General features: G+C 63.3%; 23 protein-coding genes and 1 riboswitch. Of the genes, 14 read left to right on the top strand and 9 right to left on the bottom strand.

The features are described from left to right. The first annotated feature begins 164 nt into the window (after nt 1-164). Together NMA58_RS12570 and NMA58_RS12565 are read left to right on the top strand one after the other, a co-directional pair. Nucleotides 165-1,067: a LysR substrate-binding domain-containing protein gene (locus NMA58_RS12570; RefSeq protein WP_434710321.1), complete on the top strand. Its 903-nt coding sequence runs from the start codon at nt 165-167 to the stop codon at nt 1,065-1,067. A 172-nt stretch (nt 1,068-1,239) separates the two neighbouring features. Then, a complete protein-coding gene (locus NMA58_RS12565; RefSeq protein WP_434710319.1) occupies nt 1,240-2,016 on the top strand; it encodes a DUF1194 domain-containing protein in 777 nt (258 codons plus the stop codon). A 142-nt stretch (nt 2,017-2,158) separates the two neighbouring features. On the opposite strand, the gene NMA58_RS12560 is transcribed toward NMA58_RS12565, so the two are convergent. Then, on the bottom strand, nt 2,159-2,848 hold the full coding sequence (locus tag NMA58_RS12560; RefSeq protein WP_085778637.1) for a VOC family protein: 690 nt from the start codon (nt 2,846-2,848) through the stop codon (nt 2,159-2,161). Nucleotides 2,849-2,990: 142 nt separating this feature from the next. Next, nucleotides 2,991-3,425, bottom strand: coding sequence for a 6,7-dimethyl-8-ribityllumazine synthase (locus tag NMA58_RS12555; protein ID WP_064694549.1), 435 nt, complete (start codon nt 3,423-3,425; stop codon nt 2,991-2,993). A gap of 79 nt (nt 3,426-3,504) precedes the next feature. Then, nucleotides 3,505-3,647: riboswitch (FMN riboswitch) on the bottom strand. A gap of 429 nt (nt 3,648-4,076) precedes the next feature. Here NMA58_RS12555 and NMA58_RS12550 point away from each other — a divergent pair. Together NMA58_RS12550 and NMA58_RS12545 are read left to right on the top strand one after the other, a co-directional pair. Then, complete coding sequence (locus tag NMA58_RS12550) at nt 4,077-4,523, top strand: SRPBCC family protein (RefSeq protein WP_434710316.1); 447 nt, start codon at nt 4,077-4,079, stop codon at nt 4,521-4,523. A 174-nt stretch (nt 4,524-4,697) separates the two neighbouring features. Then, nucleotides 4,698-5,006: a GCG_CRPN prefix-to-repeats domain-containing protein gene (locus NMA58_RS12545; RefSeq protein WP_097598132.1), complete on the top strand. Its 309-nt coding sequence runs from the start codon at nt 4,698-4,700 to the stop codon at nt 5,004-5,006. A gap of 77 nt (nt 5,007-5,083) precedes the next feature. Here the strand turns inward: NMA58_RS12545 and NMA58_RS12540 are convergent, their stop codons facing one another. Further along, complete coding sequence (locus NMA58_RS12540) at nt 5,084-5,308, bottom strand: hypothetical protein (protein ID WP_064803538.1); 225 nt, start codon at nt 5,306-5,308, stop codon at nt 5,084-5,086. 432 nt (nt 5,309-5,740) lie between these two features. On the opposite strand from NMA58_RS12540, the gene NMA58_RS12535 reads away from it, so the two are divergent. The 3 genes from NMA58_RS12535 (at nt 5,741) to NMA58_RS12525 (ending at nt 8,958) form a co-directional block, all read left to right on the top strand. Continuing rightward, complete coding sequence (locus NMA58_RS12535; protein ID WP_434710314.1) at nt 5,741-6,838, top strand: adenylate/guanylate cyclase domain-containing protein; 1,098 nt, start codon at nt 5,741-5,743, stop codon at nt 6,836-6,838. A 180-nt stretch (nt 6,839-7,018) separates the two neighbouring features. After that, on the top strand, nt 7,019-7,669 hold the full coding sequence (locus tag NMA58_RS12530) for an ArsR/SmtB family transcription factor (RefSeq protein WP_434710312.1): 651 nt from the start codon (nt 7,019-7,021) through the stop codon (nt 7,667-7,669). Next, entirely contained in the window at nt 7,666-8,958 is a 1,293-nt protein-coding gene (locus NMA58_RS12525) for an MFS transporter (RefSeq protein ID WP_434710310.1), read from the top strand. Before NMA58_RS12530 ends, NMA58_RS12525 begins: the two co-directional genes overlap by 4 nt. Here the strand turns inward: NMA58_RS12525 and NMA58_RS12520 are convergent. Next, on the bottom strand, nt 8,918-9,823 hold the full coding sequence (locus tag NMA58_RS12520; RefSeq protein WP_221112275.1) for a LysR family transcriptional regulator: 906 nt from the start codon (nt 9,821-9,823) through the stop codon (nt 8,918-8,920). The two genes, NMA58_RS12525 and NMA58_RS12520, sit on opposite strands and share 41 nt — an antisense overlap. A 184-nt stretch (nt 9,824-10,007) precedes the next feature. Continuing rightward, entirely contained in the window at nt 10,008-11,030 is a 1,023-nt protein-coding gene (locus NMA58_RS12515) for an LLM class flavin-dependent oxidoreductase (protein WP_434710308.1), read from the bottom strand. Between the two features lie 275 nt (nt 11,031-11,305). Here NMA58_RS12515 and NMA58_RS12510 point away from each other — a divergent pair, with 275 nt between their 5' ends. After that, nucleotides 11,306-12,313: an SDR family oxidoreductase gene (locus NMA58_RS12510; RefSeq protein WP_434710307.1), complete on the top strand. Its 1,008-nt coding sequence runs from the start codon at nt 11,306-11,308 to the stop codon at nt 12,311-12,313. A gap of 180 nt (nt 12,314-12,493) precedes the next feature. Here NMA58_RS12510 and NMA58_RS12505 read toward each other — a convergent pair whose 3' ends face one another. Next, the gene (locus NMA58_RS12505; RefSeq protein WP_434710305.1) at nt 12,494-12,829 is read right to left on the bottom strand and encodes a hypothetical protein; all 336 of its coding nucleotides are present in this window, start codon (nt 12,827-12,829) and stop codon (nt 12,494-12,496) included. 6 nt (nt 12,830-12,835) lie between these two features. Next, nucleotides 12,836-13,633 (bottom strand): DUF899 domain-containing protein, encoded by a 798-nt coding sequence (locus NMA58_RS12500; protein ID WP_434710303.1) that lies wholly within the window; start codon nt 13,631-13,633, stop codon nt 12,836-12,838. A gap of 113 nt (nt 13,634-13,746) precedes the next feature. Between NMA58_RS12500 and NMA58_RS12495 the strand changes: the two genes are divergently transcribed. Next, nucleotides 13,747-14,967, top strand: a complete 1,221-nt coding sequence (locus tag NMA58_RS12495) for a helix-turn-helix domain-containing protein (protein ID WP_434710301.1) — start codon at nt 13,747-13,749, stop codon at nt 14,965-14,967. Nucleotides 14,968-14,994: 27 nt separating this feature from the next. Beyond that, nucleotides 14,995-15,624, top strand: a complete 630-nt coding sequence (locus NMA58_RS12490) for a Vgb family protein (protein WP_434710299.1) — start codon at nt 14,995-14,997, stop codon at nt 15,622-15,624. 283 nt (nt 15,625-15,907) lie between these two features. Here NMA58_RS12490 and NMA58_RS12485 read toward each other — a convergent pair whose 3' ends face one another. Further along, nucleotides 15,908-16,441, bottom strand: a complete 534-nt coding sequence (locus tag NMA58_RS12485; RefSeq protein WP_434710297.1) for a GNAT family N-acetyltransferase — start codon at nt 16,439-16,441, stop codon at nt 15,908-15,910. 86 nt (nt 16,442-16,527) lie between these two features. On the opposite strand from NMA58_RS12485, the gene NMA58_RS12480 reads away from it, so the two are divergent. Both NMA58_RS12480 and NMA58_RS12475 read left to right on the top strand, forming a co-directional pair. Beyond that, nucleotides 16,528-18,270: an ATP-binding protein gene (locus tag NMA58_RS12480; RefSeq protein ID WP_434710295.1), complete on the top strand. Its 1,743-nt coding sequence runs from the start codon at nt 16,528-16,530 to the stop codon at nt 18,268-18,270. Nucleotides 18,271-18,280: 10 nt separating this feature from the next. Next, entirely contained in the window at nt 18,281-18,682 is a 402-nt protein-coding gene (locus tag NMA58_RS12475) for a response regulator (RefSeq protein WP_085778621.1), read from the top strand. Between the two features lie 298 nt (nt 18,683-18,980). Here NMA58_RS12475 and NMA58_RS12470 read toward each other — a convergent pair whose 3' ends face one another. After that, a complete protein-coding gene (locus NMA58_RS12470; RefSeq protein WP_434710293.1) occupies nt 18,981-20,402 on the bottom strand; it encodes a PLP-dependent aminotransferase family protein in 1,422 nt (473 codons plus the stop codon). A gap of 180 nt (nt 20,403-20,582) precedes the next feature. On the opposite strand from NMA58_RS12470, the gene NMA58_RS12465 reads away from it, so the two are divergent. Continuing rightward, nucleotides 20,583-21,446 carry a DMT family transporter gene (locus NMA58_RS12465; RefSeq protein ID WP_430958476.1) on the top strand — a complete coding sequence of 288 codons (864 nt, stop codon included), beginning with the start codon at nt 20,583-20,585 and terminating at the stop codon, nt 21,444-21,446. A 172-nt stretch (nt 21,447-21,618) separates the two neighbouring features. Then, a complete protein-coding gene (locus NMA58_RS12460) occupies nt 21,619-22,065 on the top strand; it encodes a DUF4168 domain-containing protein (RefSeq protein WP_434713416.1) in 447 nt (148 codons plus the stop codon). The last annotated feature ends 132 nt before the right edge of the window (nt 22,066-22,197 follow it).

The raw sequence follows: 22,197 nt of genomic DNA, 5'->3' as shown, positions 1-22,197 counted from the left end.
GCAACGTCGCACCTGATCGGCCGGGTCGCTCGAGATGGGGCCGCCGCGATCGCGCCGCCATCTGGGTTGTGGTTGTTTTCGCAAAGTGAATATGGCGAAAACTCCATTCCCCGATTAGATGGAAATATCTGGATTCTCTTTTGCATCAATGCAAAAATGGGCGCATGGCCGATCTCAACGACATCGCCGTTTTCGTGAAGGTGGCGCAGTATGGCAGCTTCAGCCGTGCGGCCTATTCCCTCGGCATGCCGGTTTCAACCGTCAGCCGGAAGGTGACGTCGCTTGAAGAGCAGCTCGGCGTGACGCTGCTGCAGCGCACGACCCGCAAGCTCAGCCTTACCGCGCAGGGTCGAGCCTATTACGACAGGTGCAGCGAGCCGCTCGCCCATCTTATGGACGCCGAGCAGGCGCTGACGGAGACGCAGAGGAAGCCGGAAGGCCTGCTGAAGATCTCCGTGCCCGTCATCTTCGGGCAGGACGTCTTCTACGAATTCATCTCGTCCTTCCTGAGGACATATCCCGATATCCAGATCGATCTCTTCGTCACCAACCTTTTCCTCGATCTGGTCGCCGAGAATGTCGATGTCGCCATTCGTTTCGGCGAACTCAAGGATTCTTCCATCGTCGCGCAGCGCCTCGGCCGGAGTGTGCGCTATCTGGTTGCGACGCCCGACTATCTCGAGGGCAGGGCGCTTCCATCAAAGCCCGAGGACCTGAAGGATCATCGATGCGTACTCCTGAACGGCCGCAACGGCGAGGCGGATTGGCATCTTGTCAGCGGCCGCAAGTCGGCCCACGTGCGTGTGTCCGGGCCGGTCTCCAGTCGGGACTTCGAGGCGGTCAGCGCCTTTACCTATCGCGGCCACGGTATCGGGCTGCTGCCTTCGACCTATTGCGACGAAGAGATCAACCGAGGCGAGCTCATTCGCCTGCTGCCGGACTGGTCCTCGCCGGAAATCTTCGTGCACGCCGTCTATCCCACCCGCCGCTTCCTGCCGCTGCGCCTGCAAGTTTTTCTGGAAGCGCTGAAGGCGTGGAAGAACCCTTTATGGTCGCCTTTGCGTTGAGGTCCTGGAAAGCTGCATGGCAGGAGAGTCTCTCTGTGAGTTCCCCGCAGCGGCCTTGAGGGGCAAGGCAGGCGCTCCTGATCACCGAAAATTGAAACCCCGCACGAGGCCGGGCGTCCTTCGCCGGCCAAGCTGTGTTACATTTCCCTGCTCGATGCGCGGGGATTTGCCGATGCTGACCACACTTGCGGTGCTCATGGGTCTTACCGGAGTCGTGCCGACAGCTGGGGCGGGCGCAAACGAGGTTGATGTGACGCTGGTGCTTGCCGTCGACACCTCGCGGTCAATGGATTTCGAAGAGATCGGCATTCAGCGCGACGGTTATGTCGAGGCGCTCAAGCACAAGGAATTCATCGATGCGGTCAAGGGCGGGCTCACCGGCCGCATCGCCATCAGCTATTTCGAATGGGCGGGCTATGTCGTCCAGGATTCGATGATCGACTGGCAGGTGATTGAGACGGAAGCGGATGCGATCGCCTTCGCCGATAAGCTTGACGCCGGGCCGATAGCCACGCAACGGCGCACCTCGATCTCAACAGCCATCGATCAGGGCGCCAGCATGATCACCACCGGACCCTTTCGCGGCAGGCGTGAGGTGATCGACGTCTCCGGCGACGGTCCGAACAATTCCGGCAGCCCGGTGACGGCCACCAGGGACAAGGCGGTGGCGTCGGGCATGATCATCAACGGGCTGGCGATCATGCTGCGTCCTTCCGATGCTCCCGGAGGGCTCGACAAATATTACGCCGATTGCGTGATCGGCGGCCCCGGCAGCTTCGTGCTGCCGGTCCACAGGATTGAGGATTTCGCCATCGCCGTGCGCCGCAAGCTGGTGCTCGAGATCAGCGGCATTTCACCCTCGCCGACGGTGGAGAGGATAGCCGCCGACGCGCCGACGTCGGACTGTCTGATCGGCGAGAAGCAGTGGCGGGATATATTCGATCGGTGAGTCGCGACCTGATGAGCCTGGAGAGGGTATGCCGTGTGGTTGTCACATGGCATACCGATAAAAGCAAAGAAGAAAGCATCTGCCGCTCGAATTGCCTCACCTTGAGGTGCCGACGGGCAAGGCGGCTGCTCCGTGCCGCCACCTATAACGGCAGCTGCCTGCCGGCCTGTTCGCTGACCATGTATTCGGCGTACCAGTCCGGCCAGTTCTCGTCGTGTTTGCCGCCATTGCGCTTCTCGTGTTCGCCGTGAGCCTCGGCGGCGCGGCGGAGGGCGGCGGCGAGGTCGCTCGATGTCGAGAAGGCGGTCTCATCGGCGTCGATGCGTCCCGGCAGGCGTGTGGTGACTTCCTGGAACAGCCAGCCGTTGCCATCGGGATCCTTGAACGAGGCGAAGGAACGATAGCTGCGGTGGTCGGGGTCGCGGCCGGCGATGCGCAGGCGCCCGAAGAGATAGGGCTCGTCCTTGCCGGCGTAGACGCCTGAAGCATCGTGGAAGACCTCGCTCACCTCGACGCCGCGGGCGATGAGATCGCGCCTTGCGGCCTCGACGTCGGAGACGATGAGATAGAGGCCTTGGGCGGAGCCGGGGGCGGCGGCGGTGACATTCTTGCCGAAGATGATCGCGCAACCGGAGCCCGGTGGGGTGAACTGGATCACGCGGAAATCGGCATCATTGGCGAAATCGGCGTCGAGCCTCCAGCCAAGGCTCTCGTAAAAACGTTTGGCGCGGTCGACGTCGGAAACGGGAATGACGACCACTTCGAGCTTGGTGTCGACCGGTCGTGTTTTCATGGATTCGGTTGGGGGTTCACTGCGCATTGCATTGCTCATCTTCAGCTCCCTTGAGGTTTGGACGCATTAAGAATGGCGATACATGTCAGGATCGAGTGGACCACAGCGCGGGTGGAGCGTCGAATCAATTCTTCAGTCGACAGAAGACGGCGGGCCATCCCGCCGTCTGTTGCGCTAGCTTTTAAGCAGCAAGGGCGGCGCGCGTTTTGCCGATCATCAGAGCGGCGCGCGCAGCCTCGCGGCCCTTCTCGACGAAATGAGCGCGGTAGATCTGCGTGTGATGCTCGGTTTCCTGATAGTGATGCGGCGTCAGCGAGACCGACAGCACCGGCACGCCGGTATCCATGCCGGCGCGCATCAGGCCATCGACCACGGCCTGGGCGACGAATTCGTGGCGGTAGATCCCGCCATCGACGACGAAGGCGGCGGCAATGACGGCGGCATAGCGCCCGCTCGCGGCAAGATCGCGCGACAGCAGCGGCATTTCGAAGGCGCCGGGGACGTCGAATACGTCGATCTGTTCGGCGGGAACAAGCTGTTGGAAACCTTCGAGCGCACGGTCGACGATATCGGCGTGCCAGCCGGCTTTGACGAAGGCATAACGGGTGGGTGTCATGGTAATCTCCTTTGGCGTACAGACACATCACCCAAGGCGATCACGAGCATCCGCAGCCAGCCCGGAGGGCAGCAGCAGCGCACGTTCTCTTTCATCCGGACTATGACCGTCGGCTCAGGCATCTCACCTGATCTGCTGACCCTTCCGAGGAAGGCGCTCGCGGGCTCGCAATCGAAACTGCATACCGCCGGTAGGGACTTTCACCCCGCCCTGAGAACGGCGCGGACAATAGGGCCAAGGCGGCGGGCTGGCAATAGGGAAGACGTTTTCGTCGGTGGTGGTCATTTGCCCTTCGCTTTCGCTCAAGGCGTTCGTTGCTGATGCTCCTCACCTCCCTCATCTGCCCTGACGGGCATCTCTCCCCGCTGGGGCGAAGGCCGAGCAAGTTGCCTGCCCGCGCTTCCACAAGCGAGGTTTCTGAAAGGAGCAAGACGCTACCGGATCCCCCTTCTCCCCGGCCGGGAAAAGTGCCGGCAGGCAGATGAGGGGGTGAGCGACGACAGGAGCTGAGTGTAAGTCAAGGGCACGTGCCCCATCGCCCTTGCGCAGCGCGCGCATCCACCTACATGCTTCCGCTGAGGACATCCATGTCGAAAAAAGCATGCTGCTCCGCCTCATTGAGGGGTAGAGCAGCAATCATGGGAGAGAGCGATGCCAGAATCTTTCGTCGTGCGCCGCGAGGCGCATCTTGCGGCGCCGCCGGCGGCGGTGTTTGCACTGATGACCGATCCCGAGAAGATCCTGCGCTGGATGGGGACGGAGGCCGAGGTCGAGCCGGAGCCGGGTGGGCTCTATCTCGTCAACGTTACCGGCGCCCGTTTTGCGCGCGGCTCCTTCCGCGAGGTGGTGCCGGTGCATCGGCTTGCCTACAGCTTCGGCTGGGATGGCAGCGAGGTGGTGCCGCCGGGATCGAGCCTGGTCGAGATCGATCTGATCGAGCAAGGAGGCGGAACGCTTTTGCGGCTCACCCATAGCGGTCTGCCGAGTGCGGAGCAATGCGCCGGTCATGAGGAGGGCTGGGCGCATTATCTCAGCCGGCTCACGGAAGTCGCGGCCGGGCGGGACCCGGGTCCAGATCCTTTTTACGGAAGGACATGAACGGTTTTCGGCAGGCGACGGGATGCTCCCCAAGCGCTTGACGCTACGGGAAGAACGGTCCGCTGCGGTCAAAAAAAGTGCTGCTTTATCGTCCGCAAACATGAACGCGCAGTTCATCTCCAGTTCAATTTGGCGGTCCTAAGGTGATTGCGGCTGGATGAAATGGAGTTTTCGATGAAGGCACTTTCTATCGCGGCTGCCTTGCTCGCTGGCAGCCTCTCGATTGGCACAGCTCAGGCGATGCCGATCGGGGCAATCAAGGTTGAGAGCACTGTCACAAAGGTCGACTACGCCTGTGGTCGCGGCTGGCATCTGACCCGCTGGGGCGAATGCCGGCGCAACTGGCGCCGCCCGCCGCCTGTAGCTTTCTATGGCGGTCCGCCCCGCTGGGGCTGGGAGCGGCGTCATCGCGATTGGGATGGCCCGCGCTGGCGCTATGAGGGGCGCTGGGACCGCGAACGCCGCTGGCGCGATGACTACTAAAACTTTTGACAGAGGGAGACGAACGAGGGCCGGTGCGATGTTTCGCCCGGCCTTTATCAGCTGAAATAACGCTGCGCTCAGATGCGGCTGACGAGCCAGTGCTTTCCGTCAATCAGCTCTTCGAGCTCGGCCGGATCCTTGACACCGAACTCGAACCATTCGACGAGTTCCTTCGCCTTCCGTTTGCTTTCTTCGGCTGTAAACTCGATCCCGTAACGCGCGCACCAGCGCCGAAGGATCGACGTCAGCAGGGTCATGTCATTCCCGTCCAGCGGGTCTTTCGGCCAGTATGTCGTGCCCATAGCAACCCCTCAATCGCTAGTGACAAGTTCGCACATAAACGAACGAATGTCGCGCAATTTAAAAGTGTTTATTGGGTTGTTTTGCACCGTGATGAATGGTTTTCCACAGACTTGTTGGGAGGTGGGGTTGACAGGGTTGCGGAGGGACTCGGCGGGGCAAGTGCCGATAGGAAATCCACCACAGGTGTCCTGAGTGGGCCGATGAAGTCAGTCATGCTCTGCATTTGGCCAGGGCAATCATTAACAGAAAACCTTTATTTACATTTTCTTAATTGGATCGCCGCAGATCCTCTGCACAAGTCCTACGATGTCGTTGCGCATTTTTGGTTGGCAACAGGCGAATACCGGAGACCTCCTGAGAGGCCGCAGGAGTGTCCGTCGGGCTGATGTCCCGGGGTTGCCCGCGTCCTGTTGCAATGCCAATGTTAACCCATGGATTTGCCTTCCTCCATTGCCTGGCTGATTGACGAGGCTGCGGCTTCGCCCGGCCCCGAACGGTTTCTGGCCGAGCTCGGGCGCCGGCTGCTGGCCGACGGCCTGGGGCTTTCCGGCGGCGCGCTGACACTTTCGGTGCCGCATCCGATCATAGCGCGGCGTAGCTGGCTGTGGCGGGCCGAAACCGGAGCCGTCATCGAGGCGCTGGGGTTTGCCGCCGCGCCGCAAAGCGATGCCGGGCGCGAATGGCTGGCCGGGCTCGGGCCGGTTTGGGAGGAGAGGATTGGAGCTTCGCGGGACGGCGCCATGCTCGGCTGGGCGGGCATCGGCAAGGGGGCAGGGGCGGACGAATTTTCTCCCGATGAAGCCGCGCGGCTGCAGGACGTCGCGCGTTTTGCGGCGGCGCCGCTCGCAGCCCTTGCGGCGCGGGAAGCGCGGGCGGCGCTGCTGGAAGCCTACCTCGGCCGGCGCAGTGCGGCTCGCGTTCAGTCGGGTGCGCTTGCCCGGGGCACCGGCGAAACCATTCGCGCCGCTCTTCTCTGCGCCGACTTGCGGGATTTCACCGCGCTTTCCCAAGTGACGGAGCCGCAGGCGATGATATCCGCGCTCGACGCTTATTTCGACCGCGTCGCCGGCGCCGTGCATGCCTTCGGCGGCGAGGTGCTGAAATTCATCGGCGACGGCGTGCTGGCGATCTTTCCCGTCACTGCTGCTTCCGGGAACGGGGCCGGAGCCGATCGAGAGGCCTGTGAGGCGGCGCTTCGGGCTGTCGCCGCCTGCCGCGCCGGCATGGTTCATCTCGATCGGATGCGTGAGGCTGAGGGGCTGGCGCCGCTGCCCTTCGGCGCCGCGCTGCATTTCGGCGAAATCCTCTGGGGCAATATCGGCGCCGCCGACAGGCTTGACTTCACCGCCATCGGCCCGGCGGTCAATCTGGTCAGCCGGCTGGAAGGGCTCTGCAAGCCGCTCGGCCACAGCGTGCTGATCTCAGGCGCCGTGGCGGCGAATACCCAGGCTGCGCTGACGCCGCTCGGCGAGCACGCCCTGCGCGGCATCGCCGAGCCGTGCGCCGTCTTCACTTTAGCTGAGGATTGAGCCCTGAGATGGCCTGCCCGAATGCAGTGCCATGCCATGTTCGGCGCTCACAAGAATCATGATTATTAATCGCTCGCATTGGCGCGTGATCATTCTGGCCACTGCCGGAGATCAAACACCTTAGGAGAGATTTGCAAAGAAATCTTTGCAAAACTGTGTTTGCGAATATATGATGGGGTCATGAAAGAGCAGAAGTCCGAACCCGCCGCCGATGCTGTTGCCTCGCGCACCGTCAGCCGTGTCGTGCCCGAACCGACCGCGCTGAAGGCGCTGGCGCATCCGGTTCGGCTGCGCATGCTCGGCATGCTGAGGATCGACGGTCCCGCCACGGCGACGCAGCTCGCCGTTCGGCTAGGCCTGAACAGCGGCGCGACCAGCTATCACCTGCGCCAGCTCGCCCAATACGGTTTCATCGAGGAAGCGCCGCATGTCTCGCGGCGCGACCGCTGGTGGCGTGCCCGCCACGAACTGACCTCGGTTCCCCCGAGCGAATCCGAAGGCGAGGCGCTCGATCTCGACATGGCCTTCAACCAGGCGGCTCTCTCGCTGCAGGTCGGCCAGATGCAGCAGGCGCTGGAGGAATATGCCGAGCTGCCGGCGGAATGGCGCAGGGCGACAACGGCCGACGACATCATCATCCCAATGACGGCGGAACAGGCCGAGGCCCTGACGAAGCGGCTGACAGGCATCATCCTTGAAGCGATGCGGGCCGCCCCGCCGCTGGGGGAGGCGGCGTCCCGGAATCCTGGCATGGTTCCTTTCTATGTCATGCTGCACGCCTTCCCCTATCCGGGCCGGCCGCCGCACCGCGAGCGGGAGGACGAGCGGTGAGAGAAGGCAGGCCATTCCTGGCGCTTGCCGCCGCAGAGACACTTTCACTTTCTGGCACCCGGCTATCGACCATCGCCATCCCCTGGCTCGTGCTGAGCGCCACAGGCAGCCCGGTGCTGACCGGGCTGACGGCGATGATGGAGATGCTGCCTTATGTGCTCGCCAAGGCGCTCGGCGGGCCGCTGATCGACCGCATTGGCGCCAAACGCATCGCGATCATCTGCGACACGGCCTCCGTGATCGCGGTCGGGCTGGTGCCGCTTCTCGATCTCTTCGCTGTGCTGACCGTGCCGGTGCTGCTGCCCCTCGTCTTTGCCATGGGTGTGCTGCGCGGGCCTTCCGATGCCGCCAAGCAGGCGATGGTTCCCGATATCGCGACCCTCGCCGAAGTGCCGCTCGAACGGGTGACCGGCGTCTCCAGCGCCATCGAGCGGCTGGCCTCGACGGTGGGTGCGGCCGGCGCGGGTGCGCTGATCGGACTGATCGGCCCGGGTCAGGCGCTCCTCGTCAACGCCGCCACCTTCGCTGCGGCTGCCTTGGTCGTTGCATCAGGCATACCCGGCACCGCCCGCGTTCCCAAGATCCCAACCGCGCCCGACTCGCGGCCTGGCAGAACGTCATCCTATCTCGACGATCTCCGGGAAGGCTGGCGCTTTCTGCGCGGCGACGCCGTGCTCGTCAGCATTGTCACCATGGTGGCGATCACCAATCTGCTCGATCAGGCCTATCACGCCGTGCTGCTGCCCGTCTGGACGAAGAATGCCGGGCATGGGCCGGAGCTGCTCGGAGCGATGTTCGCCGCCTTCTCCGGCGCTTCCATCGCGGGCGCGGCGATTGCCGCTGTTATCGGCGAGCGCATGCCGCGTCTGATCGTCTATACCGTGGCCTTCCTCCTGACCGGATTTCCGCGCTTCCTGGTGCTCGCGGTGGATGCGCCGCTCGGCTCCGTCTTTGCAACACTCGCAATCGCAGGCTTTGCCTCCGGTTTCCTCAACCCGATCCTGTCGGCGGTGATGTTCGAGCGCATCCCCAAACCGCTGACCGGGCGCGTCACCGCGATGAACACCGCCCTGTGCTTCGCCCTCATTCCCTTCGGCGGCCTCGTCGGTGGCTCGCTGATCAGCACAATCGGGCTTGGCGCGGCGCTGCTTCTCTGCGGCCTCGCTTACCTCGCCGCCACCCTATCTCCGCTGGCCCTCAAGAGCTTTCGCGGTTTTGACAAGGCGGTGGCATCAGCGCCGCGCGGGCCTAGCCTTGACCTCCGAATTCCTCGATCAACAGATCGATGAAGCAGCGGACGCGCGGCTCCAACACGCCTTTGTCGGAATAATGCGCCAAGATTTTCGTGTCGTCGGTTTCTAGATCAGGGAGGACTTGCCGGAGACGGCCGGCGGTCAAATCGGCGGCAATGAGGAAGTTCGGCAGGAGAGCGATCCCGAAGCCGGCCAGGGCAGCGTCGTGGAGGGCTTCACCGCTGTCGAGCCTCAGGCGGCTGCGCCCCTGCGCCTTGATCCAGCCGCCACCGCTGCGAAAGCGCCAGCCCTGCCTTTGGCCGCGGCTGGTGACGAACAGGCAGTCATGGGCGGCCAGATCCGCCATATCATTGGGGACGCCGCGTTCGGTGAGATAGGAGGGCGAGGCGCAGAGCAGCACCTTGTCACTGGCGATCACGCGCGTGATCAATCGGCTGTCGGCGGCCGACGACTTCGCGCCAATTCCGATCGCCAGATCGAAGCCATCCTCGACGATGTCGGCCGCGTGATCGGTGAAGCTCACTTCGACCTGCACGTCGGGCCACGTGCGAAGATATTTTTCGAGTAAAGGGAGCATGACCAGCGGCCCGAAGACATCGGGAACGGCAAGTCTGAGAACGCCTCGCGGCAAACCACTTCGCCCCGCAATGCTCGCCTCCGCCTCGTCGACCGATGCCAGGATCTGCAGCCCCTGGTCATAGAACACTCGTCCTTCATCAGTCAGGCTGAGTGTCCTCGTCGTACGGTTGAGTAGGCGCGCGCCGAGCCGCTCCTCGAGGCGGGTGACGGCCTTTCCCGCCGCCGAACGGGAGAGGCCCATGGCCTGCCCCCCGGCGATAAAGCTTCCGGCATCGACGACGGCCATGAAGATCAGGATGTCGTTCAGGTTCGTGCGCGGCATGAGGCAACTCGAGAGATTCGACTGCAGCTTTAAGTCGGTCGCGACGTGACCGATTCAAGGCTCGCATCATCAACGCCGACCGCGCCAGTTAGGTCCCGGGCGCATCGAAATGATGCCGGCCCGACGACAGCTGCCGTTTCGCATTACCACAGCGCATATAGAAGGCTCGCGCCAAGCCTCGCCGTCAGCGCCAGCCGAGCGCCGGAGCGACGTGAGCGAGGATCGCCTCGATGACGTGGGCGTTGTAGTCGACGCCGAGCTGGTTGGGCACGGTGAGCAGCAGTGTGTCGGCCTCAGCAATCGCCTCGTCTTCCGCAAGCTGCTTGACGAGCACGTCAGGTTCGGCAGCGTAGCTGCGGCCGAAGATCGCCCGCGTCTTCTCGTCAATGAAGCCGATCTTGTCGCCTTCGTCGTTGCCGTAGCCGAAATAGGCGCGGTCTCGGTCGTCGACCAGCGCGAAAATGCTGCGGCTGACCGAAACGCGCGGCTTGCGCGTGTGGCCGGCTTCCTTCCAGGCTTGACGATAGGCGCGGATCTGGCTGGCCTGCTGGACGTGGAACGGCTCACCGGTCTCGTCGTCCTTCAGCGTCGAACTCTGCAGGTTCATGCCGAGCTTGGCCGCCCAGACGGCGGTGGCGTTGGAGCTTGCGCCCCACCAGATCCGCTCACGCAGGCCTTCCGAATGCGGCTCGAGGCGCAGCAGGCCCGGCGGGTTTGGAAACATCGGCCGCGGGTTCGGTTTGGCGAAGCCTTCGCCGCGCAGCACTTCGAGGAAGACTTCGGCATGATGCCTGGCCATGTCGGCCTCGCTCTGACCTTCCGCCGGCGCATAGCCGAAATGGCGCCAGCCGTCGATCACCTGTTCGGGCGAGCCACGGCTGATGCCGAGTTGCAGCCGCCCGCCGGCGATAAGATCGGCAGCACCGGCATCCTCGGCCATGTAAAGCGGGTTCTCATAGCGCATGTCGATAACCGCCGTGCCGATCTCGATCCGGCTGGTCTTGGCGCCGACGGCGGCAAGCAGCGGAAAGGGCGCGGCGAGCTGCCGGGCGAAATGGTGCACGCGGAAATAAGCGCCATCGGCGCCGAGCTCCTCGGCCGCAACGGCAAGGTCGATCGACTGCAGCAGCGCATCACCTGCCGAGCGCGTCTGCGATTGGGGCGAGGGCGTCCAGTGCCCGAACGAGAGAAAACCGATCTTCTTCATGGCGCGCCTTTTATCCGTTGCATCTCTTGGTAGATTGGTCATCGCATAGTTTCGGTGCGCAAGACAATCGTAACCGGATGGAACGCTGCGCTTGGCCGGCGACTCTTGCAGAAGCGGGATGCGAGACAATGCCCGCAAATATCGGGAAATGAGTCGCTTTTCCCGGGCCGAGTATGCTGGCAGCGGTCGTCATTCGGGAACTCCGCTTTCACGGAGGTGTTTGATGGATGCGCGCTGTGGCGCCGGCGCTTTCCCCAGGACAGAGAGGCGGAACGATGTCTATCAATCTCGAAAATGCAGTGGTCGTCATTACGGGAGCATCGAGCGGCATCGGTCAGGCCACTGCCGAGGCCTTCGCTCGGCGCGGAAGCAGGCTGGTGCTGGCGGCCCGCAACGGCGAGGCCTTGGAAAAGGTTGCCGAGACGTGCCGGGGTCTGGGTGCGGAGGCGATTTCCGTTGTTACCGACGTCACCGAGCCTGCTGCCGTGCGGTCGCTGGCCGACAGGGCAAAGGCTCTCGGCGATATCGACGTCTGGGTGAGCAATGTCGGCGTCGGCGCGGTCGGTCGGTTCGAGGAAACGCCGATCGAGGCGCATGAGCAGATCATCCGCACCAATCTGATCGGCCACATGAACGATGCCCATGCGGTGCTGCCGATCTTCTTGAAGCAGGACAGGGGCGTCTTTATCAACATGATTTCGCTCGGCGGCTTTGCGGCGGCACCGTTCGCGGCCGCCTATAGCGCCAGCAAATTCGGCCTGCGCGGCTTCTCCGAGGCGCTGCGGGCGGAGGTCGCCGACAAGCCGCACATTCATGTCTGCGACGTCTATCCCGCCTTCGTCGATACGCCTGGCCTCAGGCACGGCGCCAATTATGTCGGCCGCCAGGTTTCCGCGCCGCCGCCGGTTCTCGATGCGCGCCGGGTCGCCGAGGCGATCGTCGGCGTCGCCAGATCGCCACGCGCAACCACCACCGTCGGCGTGGTCACAACTGCGACGCGGCTCGCCCATCTGCTGGCACCCAATCTCGCCGCCAGAGCGCTCGGCCGGCTGATGGCCGCCTATTTCAAGCGGGCGCCGCGCGCCGTCGAAAGCGACGGCAATCTCTACCGGCCCTCCACCGATGCCCCCCGAATCGATGGCGGCCTCCGATCGTCGCGCCGATCTTCGGCGCCGCTCCTGCTTGGTTTCGTCGCGGTTGCCGTGCTGGCGCTTGCGGCTGCTGGGCCGAGGACGTACCCGCGCCGGCGGCTGGCTTTGGGCAGCCGGCATCGGTTTTGGTAGGCGGGCTGGATGCTCGCAGAGCGGTGCTGTACCCCTGTACGGCGTGCCGTGGAGCACCCCCTCTGCCCTGCCGGGCATCTCCCCACACGTGGGGGAGATCGGACGCGGCCTAACTTTCCTACCCATCTACCGGCAGGCCAAGGGGGGTGCGACACGGCATAAGCGGACTTGGGAGGACCATCATCTACACCGCAGCCCTAACCTGCCGGCAAGCCCCATCCAGGGAGCCAGGTGAAAGGCGCTCATCAGCAGGTACATCGGCACCATCCCGCCGATCGGGAAGGCATCCGGTGTGGTCGTGCAGATCATGTCGGCGCTGCCGGTTACGGCCGTCAGCAGCGCCATGAGCGCAAATGTCGGAGCGGCGGCGAGAGACAGAAAGTCGGCTGCGGCGAGAGCGGGTTTAACCGGCTCGTCGGGGGGGCCGTCAGCGGCGGCGAGCGACAGCCAACTGGCGGTGCCAAGGGAGGGGCTGACGTCGTCAGCCCGTTTTGAGGCGTGAACGGAAAGTGCCATTGACAGTCACTCCTTGCCGTAGCGGTCGTGATGGCGCCACCAGATGCCGGTTTCGTTGCGGCCCTTCGGCGCACGGTCGAGCCATTGGTACATGCCCCAGAGCCCGTCCAGCCCGCGCGCATAGCTCGAATAGCTGTGGTAGACGCCGCCGTCGATGAGTTCGAAGGTGCTGACGCCTGGCCGGTCGCGGGTGTAGGTGGGAACGTCGGTGCCGGTCATCGAAGCGATCTGGACGATGGGTTCGTCGCTGCCGCGCGCCTGCCATTCCGGCACGGTCTTGCCCGCCGGCGGTTCGGGGGCGGGCGGTTCGCGACGGTAGTTGTATTCGATCTCGCCGAGACGCTGCTGCTCCGGGCTGAACCAGACGCTGAAATCGGCGTTGAAATCGCTGCCGGCCGAGGAGGCCCAGGGGAAGCTCCAGTCCATGCGCCGCTTGAAGGCCTCAAGCTTTGCGAGCGGCGCGCGCGAGACAGCCCAGAAGGCGACATCGTGGTTTTCCAGGTGGACGAAGAAGCCGTTGAAACCGTCGGCGATCGAGGAGCAGGAGGGGCATCCGGCGCTGTAATCCGGTCCGAACATGAAGTGATAGATCAGGAGCTGCGAACGCCCGCCGAACAGATCCTTCAGCGAAGCTTCGCCGCGTTCGGTATCGAAGCGGTAGTCCTTTTCGATCCTCACACGGGGCAATTGCTGGCGTTTGGCCGCCAGCGCATCGCTTTGCCGCGTCAGTTCCTTTTCCTCCTCGAGCAAATCAAGTCTCCCCGCCAGCCATTGATCGCGGGTTGCATTCAGCATTGCCGTCATGGTCTTCTCCTTTGCCTGTCTCTCGTCGTAGCATCCGGCGCGGTTGCCTGCCGTTGAAAGAAGATTACGGCGGGAGGACAAATGCCGGGAGTGACAAGTGTGACGGGATTTGAATGGACTCGCTGATTACGGCCGCTGCACAGGCGCTGGCATCTGGCGATACGCTTGGAGCGCTGAAACGGGTGGCGCTGCGCGACGACGCGCCGGCCTTGGCGCTGCGCGGCATCGCCATGGCGCAGCTCGGAGATCTCATCCGCGCCAAGGCGCTGTTGAAGAGTGCCGCGCGCGCTTTCGGGCCGCGGGAGGCGGTGGCCCGCGCCCGCTGTGTCGTCGCCGAGGCAGAGATCGCGCTCGTCTCGCGCGATCTCACCTGGCCGCCGAAGGCGCTGGAGGCGGCGCGCAAGCTTCTGGAAGCGCATGGCGACCGGATCAACGCCGCCCACGCCGGCAATATCGCCATTCGCCGGCTGATGCTGATCGGCCGCCTCGACGAAGCCGAGCAGGCGCTGGCTGCGCTCGATCCGACGCCGCTGCCGCCGGCCTTGCGGGCCGCACATGAGCTTGTTGCGGCCGGCATCGCCGTTCGGCGCCTGCGCACGCATGCGGCACGCGCAGCACTCGAACGGGCACAGCTTGCAGCCGAGCGGGCGAATATGCCCGTGCTGACGGCGGAGGTCGAAGCCGCTGGACATGTGCTCGATCTGCCGGCGGCGCGGCTGGTTTCGCCTGGGTATGACCGGCCGCTGCTGCTTGCCGAGGTGGAGGCGCTCTTTTCAAATGGCGCGCTCGTCGTCGATGCCTGCCGACATGTCGTGCGCGCGGGTGGCGCGGTAGTGCCGCTGGCGAGCCGGCCAGTGCTTTTCGCGCTCGCTCGTGCGCTTGCCGAAGCCTGGCCGGCGGATGTGTCGCGAGGGGTGCTGATCACACGCGCCTTCCGCGGCAAGCATGCCGATGAATCGCATCGCGCCCGGCTGCGCGTCGAGATCGGCCGGCTGCGCGCGGAATTAGCCGGCCTGGCGGAAGTCTCGGCTACCAAGCGCGGTTTTGCCCTTTCTGCTGCCGGCGCTTCTGAGGTTGCCGTGCTTGCGCCGCTCGTCGAAGGGCCGCATGCGGCGGTGCTCGCTTTCCTCGCCGATGGCGAAGCGTGGTCGAGTTCGGCGCTGGCAATCGCGCTCGGCACCAGTCCGCGCACCGTGCAGCGGGCGCTGGATGCGCTCGCTGGCGAGGAGAAGGTGCAAGCGATCGGACGCGGGCGGGCACGCCGCTGGATGAGCCCGCCGCTCTCCTCTTTCCCGACGATCTTGTTACTCCCGGGACCACTGCCGAGCGACTAGTATCAGTCAACCGACATGGAGGAAGACATGAAGACATCGGCTGCGACCATTCTGCGTGAATATGGACCCTTTCCGGGTGCTGAGCGCGTTCACGGCGTCACCTTTGACGGCCGGCATGTCTGGTTCGCCTCAGGCGACAGGCTGAACGCGCTCGATCCCGAAAGCGGTGAGGTGGTGCGGTCGATCGAGGTCGCCTCCCATGCCGGCACGGCTTTCGACGGCGAGTTCCTCTATCAGATCGCCGAGGACGTCATTCACAAGATCAACCCCAAGACCGGCCAGATTCTTTCCACCATCCCGGCGCCCGGCAATGGCGGCGATTCCGGCCTTGCCTGGGCCGAGGGCACGCTCTGGGTCGGCCAGCATCGCGGCCGCAGGATCTATCAGATCGATCCCGAAACCGGCAAGATCCTGCGCACTATCGAATCCAACCGCGTCGTCACAGGCGTCACCTGGGTCGACGGCCAGCTCTGGCATGGCACCTGGGAGGGCGACGACAGCGACGTCAGGCGCATCGACCCGCAGACGGGCGAGGTGCTGGAGCGGCTCGACATGCCCGAAGGCGCCGGCGTCTCCGGGCTCGAATCCGACGGCGCAGGCTGCTTCTTCTGTGGCGGAGGCAATAGCGGCAAGATCCGCGCCGTGCGCCGGCCATGAGCGCTGCGCCGCCGGGTGCGGGTGCTGCTCCTTGCAAGAAGGAGCTTTGGCGCGATATCCGTCTGCTTTAGCTGTTAAGGCGCGGCATTCCCCCGAGCCCCTCATGCTGAGGTGCGCAGCCGGTAGGGCGGAGCCTCGAAGCACCGCCCCAACGCTGCTCCTTGCCGCCTCCATCGCCGGCACGTCCACCTTCGCCGTTGCGGCCCAGGGGGATGAGGCTCTCTTGAGTGCCGGCACCAACCAGTTGATTACGCGGAAACAAAATCGCTGAGAATACACCGATTTATGCAGACCCATCATCTTCGAATAAAAGCGCCATCCCGATCGCATCGATGAACCGACCATCGATGTGCGCGGCGCGCCGGATTATGCCTTCGCGCACGAAGCCCAGTTTTTCATAGAGTGCGATCGCACGGCTATTGTCCTCGTACACATCGAGTTCGATCCTGACAAAACCAGCTTCCCGCGCGGCTCTCAGTGTCGTTTCGATGAGCTTCCGTCCAAGACCCTGGCCGCGATAGTCGGGAAGAATCCCCATGCCGAGCTTTCCGCGATGAGTGTGGGACGGGAAGAAATGCCGGCTGATGTCGCACCAGCCGACGACCTCTTCGCCAATCACGGCAACGAATTGCGGATCGCCCTTTGCGATCATGCCCATTACGAACTCACGCGTCTGAGGCAGGGGCGTCGCTTCCAGCATGGACAGATATTTTTTCTCCCGCGCGACGAGGTCCAGGGCGCGATGAAAACTGTCGATATGCGCAGCAGTGATCGATTCGACGCTGATGCCTGACGTTTTGGGTGTCGTTGCGGCCACAAGCTCTCCTTCGCAGACAGCGAGATATCCAAGACAGACATGTCGCAGACCCGCACCGAAGCGCATAATTCACCGTCCGTCAACTTTTGCGTGTCAACTTCGAAGGAACGGGCGCCATCAAAAGGTTGCGAGTATTGAAGGTCAGGCTCACATCGCACATCATGCTCGTCCTGGTGGCGCTAACCTGCGCGGCGGCCGTGATGCTGTGCGGATTTGCATGGCTCGCCGCCGTGAAGGTCGATGATCTCTACTTGCGCCGCCAGGCCGACTTTGTGCGACAAGGACTGGATGAGCAGATAAAGGCGCTTCCCAGAGAACAGGAAAGCGTCACCAAATGGGACGACGCCTTCCTTTATTCCAAGCAGCGGAACCATGAATGGTTGCTTGACAATGTCGGCCGCTGGACGAGCCGATATTTCGGACACGACAGAACCTATATCTTCGACGATAGCAATCGCCTGCTGTTTGCGTTCCGCGACGGGACGGACACCATGCCGCCGCACCTCGGCAGCGACGACGGCGAGGAAATGACGGCGCTGGCCGGCGAGATGCGGGCGGCTCTCGTCGAGCGCAAAAGGACCGGTGACGAACCGCTTGGCCAGCTGGCCAGGGTACGCACGATCATGATCGGCAACAGACCGGCGATAACAAGCGCGCGCCCCATTCTGCCGAGTTCGACAAGGATGCAAATCGAGCCGGGTAAGGAATTCATCGCCGTCTCTGTCAAGTTCATCGACGGAAAAGCTGCTGAAAGCGTCGCCCATTATGCGCGGCTGGAAGGATTGCATTTTTCTCCTTCGAAGGGTGAAGATGAGCGGGCGCAAGTGCCCGTCTTGTCCCATGACGGCGGGGTGGTCGGCTATCTCGTGTGGCAGCCGATCCGCCCGGGCTTCATGCTGCTTCAGCAGGTCGCGCCGGCGGGACTCGGCTGTCTGGCCCTGCTGATCGCTGCCGTGTTCTGGCTCGGACGGGGATTGCATCGCACTTCGCTGACCCTGCTGGACAGTCAGGCCGAGCTCACCCACCACCGCAACCATCTGGAAGAAATGGTGGCGGACCGAACGGCCGAAATCGAGAGACAAAGGCAGGAACTGGACCGCCTGCTGGTGCACGAACGACAGGTGAATGCGCTGCAGCGCCAGTTCGTCGCCATGGCTTCGCACGAATTTCGAACGCCGCTTGCCATCATCGACGCGGCCGCCCAGCGGCTCTGCCGCTCGACGACCAACGTCAGCGGTGAGTATGTTCACGAAAAAGCCGGAGTGATCCGCAGCGCAGTGGTGCGCATGGTCGATCTCATGGAGAGCATCCTTGCCAGCGGCCGGCTCGAAACCGGAAAGATCATACTGAAGCGGAGCGAGGGTGATCTGAAAGTCTTGCTCATCACCTGTTGCGATCGACAGCGCGAGCTTAGCCCTTCGCATGTCTTCCATCTCGATCTCGAGCTCATACCTGGCATATTGACCTTCGACCGAAGCGCGATGGAGCAGGTCTTTACCAATCTGTTTTCGAACGCCGTCAAATATTCGCCCGATCAGCCTGACATTTACGTGCGCGCGCGGGTTGACGATAAGGTGGTGGAAATCGCCATTGCCGATAGCGGCATCGGCATGGATGCGGATGATCTGCCGAAACTGTTTCAACCTTATTATCGCGCCCGAAGCGCGACGGGTATTGCCGGAACCGGCCTCGGCCTGAACGTCGTCAAGCAGGTCATCGAACTGCACGGCGGCACCGTCGAGGTGACGAGCGAGCTTGGCAAGGGCACAACATTTATCATTTCTCTGCCAATAGAATGTCTATTGTCGGATCAACAAGTCGCAGCTTAAGGAAGAGCTTATGGTTACAGTCCTGTGCATAGAAGACGAAGTCGAGATCCGGAATCTCCTCGTCGAAGAGTTGAACGAAGCCGGCTACAGGACGCTCGAGGCCTCGAACGGCGCCGAAGGCTTGGAAATGATCCTGTCGAAATGGCCGGATATCGTCATCAGCGACATTTCCATGCCTGTTATGGATGGGCATCAGCTTCTGGCGGAAATCCAGATCAATCATCCGGAGCTCTCCAACATTCCCTTCATCATGCTGACGGCGCTGACAGACCGGGAAAACACGCTCGCCGGCCTGCGGGCCGGGGCGGCGGATTATCTGACGAAGCCGCTCGACTTCGACCTGCTGCTTGCCAAGCTGGAGGGCTGCGTGACGCGGCTGGAGAACGATAAGGCGCTCAATCGGTCGTTTTGATGGGGCGGGTGAGACCAGCGCGTCCGAAATCGTTGGCTGATTCTGCCGGCGTGCTGTGTGGCCCCTCTGGCCTGCCGGCCATCTCCCCCACGAGGGGGAGACCGGCAGGAGGCCTGACCTTCGCGCATCACTAACGTTGCGCAGTTTGCGGCGCTTATTGTTTGGGGAAACCGGCGCTTCCAGCCGATCTCCCTCATTGTGGGAGAGATGGCCGGCAAGTCAGAGGGGAGTGTCCCACTGCATGACCGTCGGACGCTCTGATGTCTTCGCCGTTTTTCCGAGGGATGTGCTGTAAGCTTTATCGTGCGGCCTTTCCCAACACGTCCCCCAACACCGCAAACACTCTCTCATCCAGCGTCTGCGACACATTGAACCGCATGAAATTCGTCGCCGATTGCGACAGGCTGAACGCATTGCCCGGCGCCAGCACGATCCGCTTTTCCAACGCCGCCCGCGCGACATCAGCTGCGTCGATGCCGTCCGGCAGTCGGCACCAGAGGAACATGCCGGCCTGGGGCTCAAGCCAGGGTTTTATCCCCAAACTCTTTAGGCGCGCGGAGACTTCGCTCATGGCGCGCGCCAGCCGCTGCCTGAGCATTTCCATGTGTTTGCGGTAGCCGCCGTCGCTCAAGACGTTGAGCACCAGCTCGGCCGCCATCCGGCCGCCGCCGAAGGAAGTGGCGATCTTGAGGTCGGTGAGGCCCTCGATCCATTCGGGCCTGGTGGCGATGAAGCCGCAGCGGGCGGAGGCCGAAAGCGTTTTGGAAAAGCTGCCGATATGGATGACCCGCTCGAGCCCGTCGAAAGCGGCGAGGCGGGGCGCGGCCACATATTCGAAATCGGCGAAGATATCGTCCTCGACGATGGTGAGATCGAACTGGTCGGCGAATTTCAGGAGCCGGTGGGCCGTGACGGGAGAGAGTGTCGCGCCTGTGGGATTGTGGATGGCCGAATTGGTGATGTAGAGCCGGGGCCGATGTTCGGCGAGCGTCTGTGCGAAGAGTTCGAGATCGGGGCCTGACGGTGTATAGGGCACGCTGGCGATCTTCGCCCGGTGGGCGCGCAGCAGTGCGTGAAAGTTGAAGTAGCAGGGGTCGTCGACCAGCACCGTGTCGCCGGGTTCGAGCAGGAAACGGCAGAGAAGGTCGATCGCCTGCGTGCCGGACTCGGCGAGCAGGATCTGATCCGGCGAGGCCTCGATGCCACGCTCGCCCATGCGCCGCGAAATCAGCTGGCGCAGCGGCGGCAGACCGAGCGGCGAGCCGTAATCGGCAAGGGCCTTCCCCTCGGCGCGCGCAAGCGTTCTGAGCGCCCGGCGCACGCCCTCGCCGGGCAGCCAGGAGGGCGGCAGCCAGCCGCAGCCGGGCTTCAGATCGGCTTCATCCGCCTCCAGCGATTGCCGCGAAATCCAGAAGGGGTCGACGGCGCGGTCGAGCTTCGGTCCGGCCTCGGTCAGTGCGAAGGGGGCAGCCTGATTGGCGACATAGAAGCCGGAGCCCGGCCGGGACATGATCGCGCCCTCGGCGACCAGACGCTCATAGGCGTCGACGACGGTCGAAGTCGAGAGCTTCATGCTGGCTGCGAGGCCGCGCACCGAGGGCAGCCTTGCCCCCGGCGTCAGGCTGCGACCGGCAATGCGCTGCCGGATCGTCGTCATCACCATCTCGACGCGCGTGCGGCCCGTTATCTCTTCGTTCATCCGTACTGCCTTTTGAACCATAACAGTTTTGCAAAATCGTATCAGACCGTCACTGTCGTGGCTATCGGTGTTGGCGGATAAGACTGGACGGCCCGTTCTTGCGAATTCGATTCAACCAACGCGCCTCAGCTTATTGTTTATGCATGCCGTTCTCTCAAGGCCGCAGGGTTTCGACGGCATGCATCTCGGAAGGAATGCATGATGGAGCGAATGACGGCAGGGTGGGTCAATGGTTTGATCGGTGTGGTGATCTTCAGCGGTTCGCTGCCGGCGACGCGCGTGGCGGTGGCGCAATTCGATCCCGTCTTCCTGACCGTTGCGCGCGCGGCGATCGCCGGGCTGCTGGCGCTCTGCCTGCTGATCGTCTTTCGTGAGAAGCGGCCGGCCGGGCGCGATATCCTCTCGCTCGCCGTTGTCGCGCTCGGCGTCGTGGTGGGCTTTCCGCTGCTGACCGCGCTGGCGCTGCAGCATGTCACGTCAGCCCATTCGATCGTCTTCGTCGGTCTGCTGCCTCTTGCAACGGCCACCTTCGGGGTCATCCGCGGCGGTGAGCGGCCGAAGCCGGCCTTCTGGTTGTTCTCGGTTCTCGGCAGTACGCTCGTGGCGAGCTTTGCCCTGACGCAAGGCCTGACGGCCTCGCCGGTCGGCGATCTGCTGATGCTTGCGGCAATCCTTGCCTGCGGTCTCGGTTATGCCGAGGGCGGCAGGCTGTCGCGCACGCTCGGCGGCTGGCAGGTGATTTCCTGGGCGCTGGTCTTGTCGCTGCCGATCATGATCGCCGTCGCGTTCATCTACCGGCCGGCAAGTTTCGCCGGAATAGAAACGCCGGCGCTTGTCGGCCTTGCCTATGTCTCGCTGTTCTCGATGCTGATCGGCTTCATCTTCTGGTATCGCGGCCTCTCGCAGGGCGGCATCGCCGCCGTCGGCCAGTTGCAGCTGCTCCAGCCCTTCTTCGGTCTGGCGCTCGCCGCCACCCTGCTGCACGAGCCGGTGACGTGGGCCATGCTCGGCGTGACGGTTGCGGTCATTCTCTGCGTGATGGGCGCGCGGAAGTTCGCGAGGTAGTGGCTGCCTCAGGCCACAAAGCTGCCGCTCAATCGTCAGCAAATGGCCCTGTTATCGCCGCACCGAGCCCTTTTCAGCCTTCATCGTTGCGACCTCGCCAGCCTTTTGAGCGGCTGAGCGATCGACCGAGGCGGTCTTGCTGCCGTCCAAAATCACCGGAAAAGGAATGAAAATGATCACTCGTTATACATCCCTCGCAACGATGACGGCCGCGGTGGTCAGCCTGCTTGCTCTCAGCCCGGCATCCGCGACCGAGCTTGCCCAGGCACAACAGCAGCCGCCGGCACAGGGCCAGGCGCCCATGCAAGGACAGGGTGCTACCGGTGCGGCTTCCCCTGTTAGTGATCAGAAACTCGAGGCCTTTGCCGTTGCCTACGTGCAGGTCGATAAAGTCAGGCAGGAATATTCCGCCAAGATCGACGCGACGAAGGATCAGGCTTCGAAGCAGAAGCTGCAGGATGAAGCCAAGAAGCAGATGGTCGAAACCGTCCAGGCCTCTCCCGACATCTCCGTCGAGGAATATTCCTCGATCCTGACCGCCGCGCAAAGCGACCCGGCTCTCGCCAAGAAGGTTCTGGACAAGATCGGCACTCCGCCGCCGGCGCAGCCGCAGCAATAGGCTTTTGCCTGGAGCGGTTCAGCTTTTCATGGAGGAGCAGAACCACTCTAAGTTTTGGCGTTTACGCAATTCCGGACGGAAAACCGCTCTACACTTTCCCTGGAATTGCTTTAGGGCCGCAGTGCCCGCCAA

This window comes from Rhizobium sp. YTUHZ045, from assembly GCF_051124255.1.
Classification (GTDB): domain Bacteria; phylum Pseudomonadota; class Alphaproteobacteria; order Rhizobiales; family Rhizobiaceae; genus Rhizobium.
The sequence above is the reverse complement of the archived record's forward strand: the minus strand, read 5'-3'. Positions and strand labels throughout refer to the sequence as shown.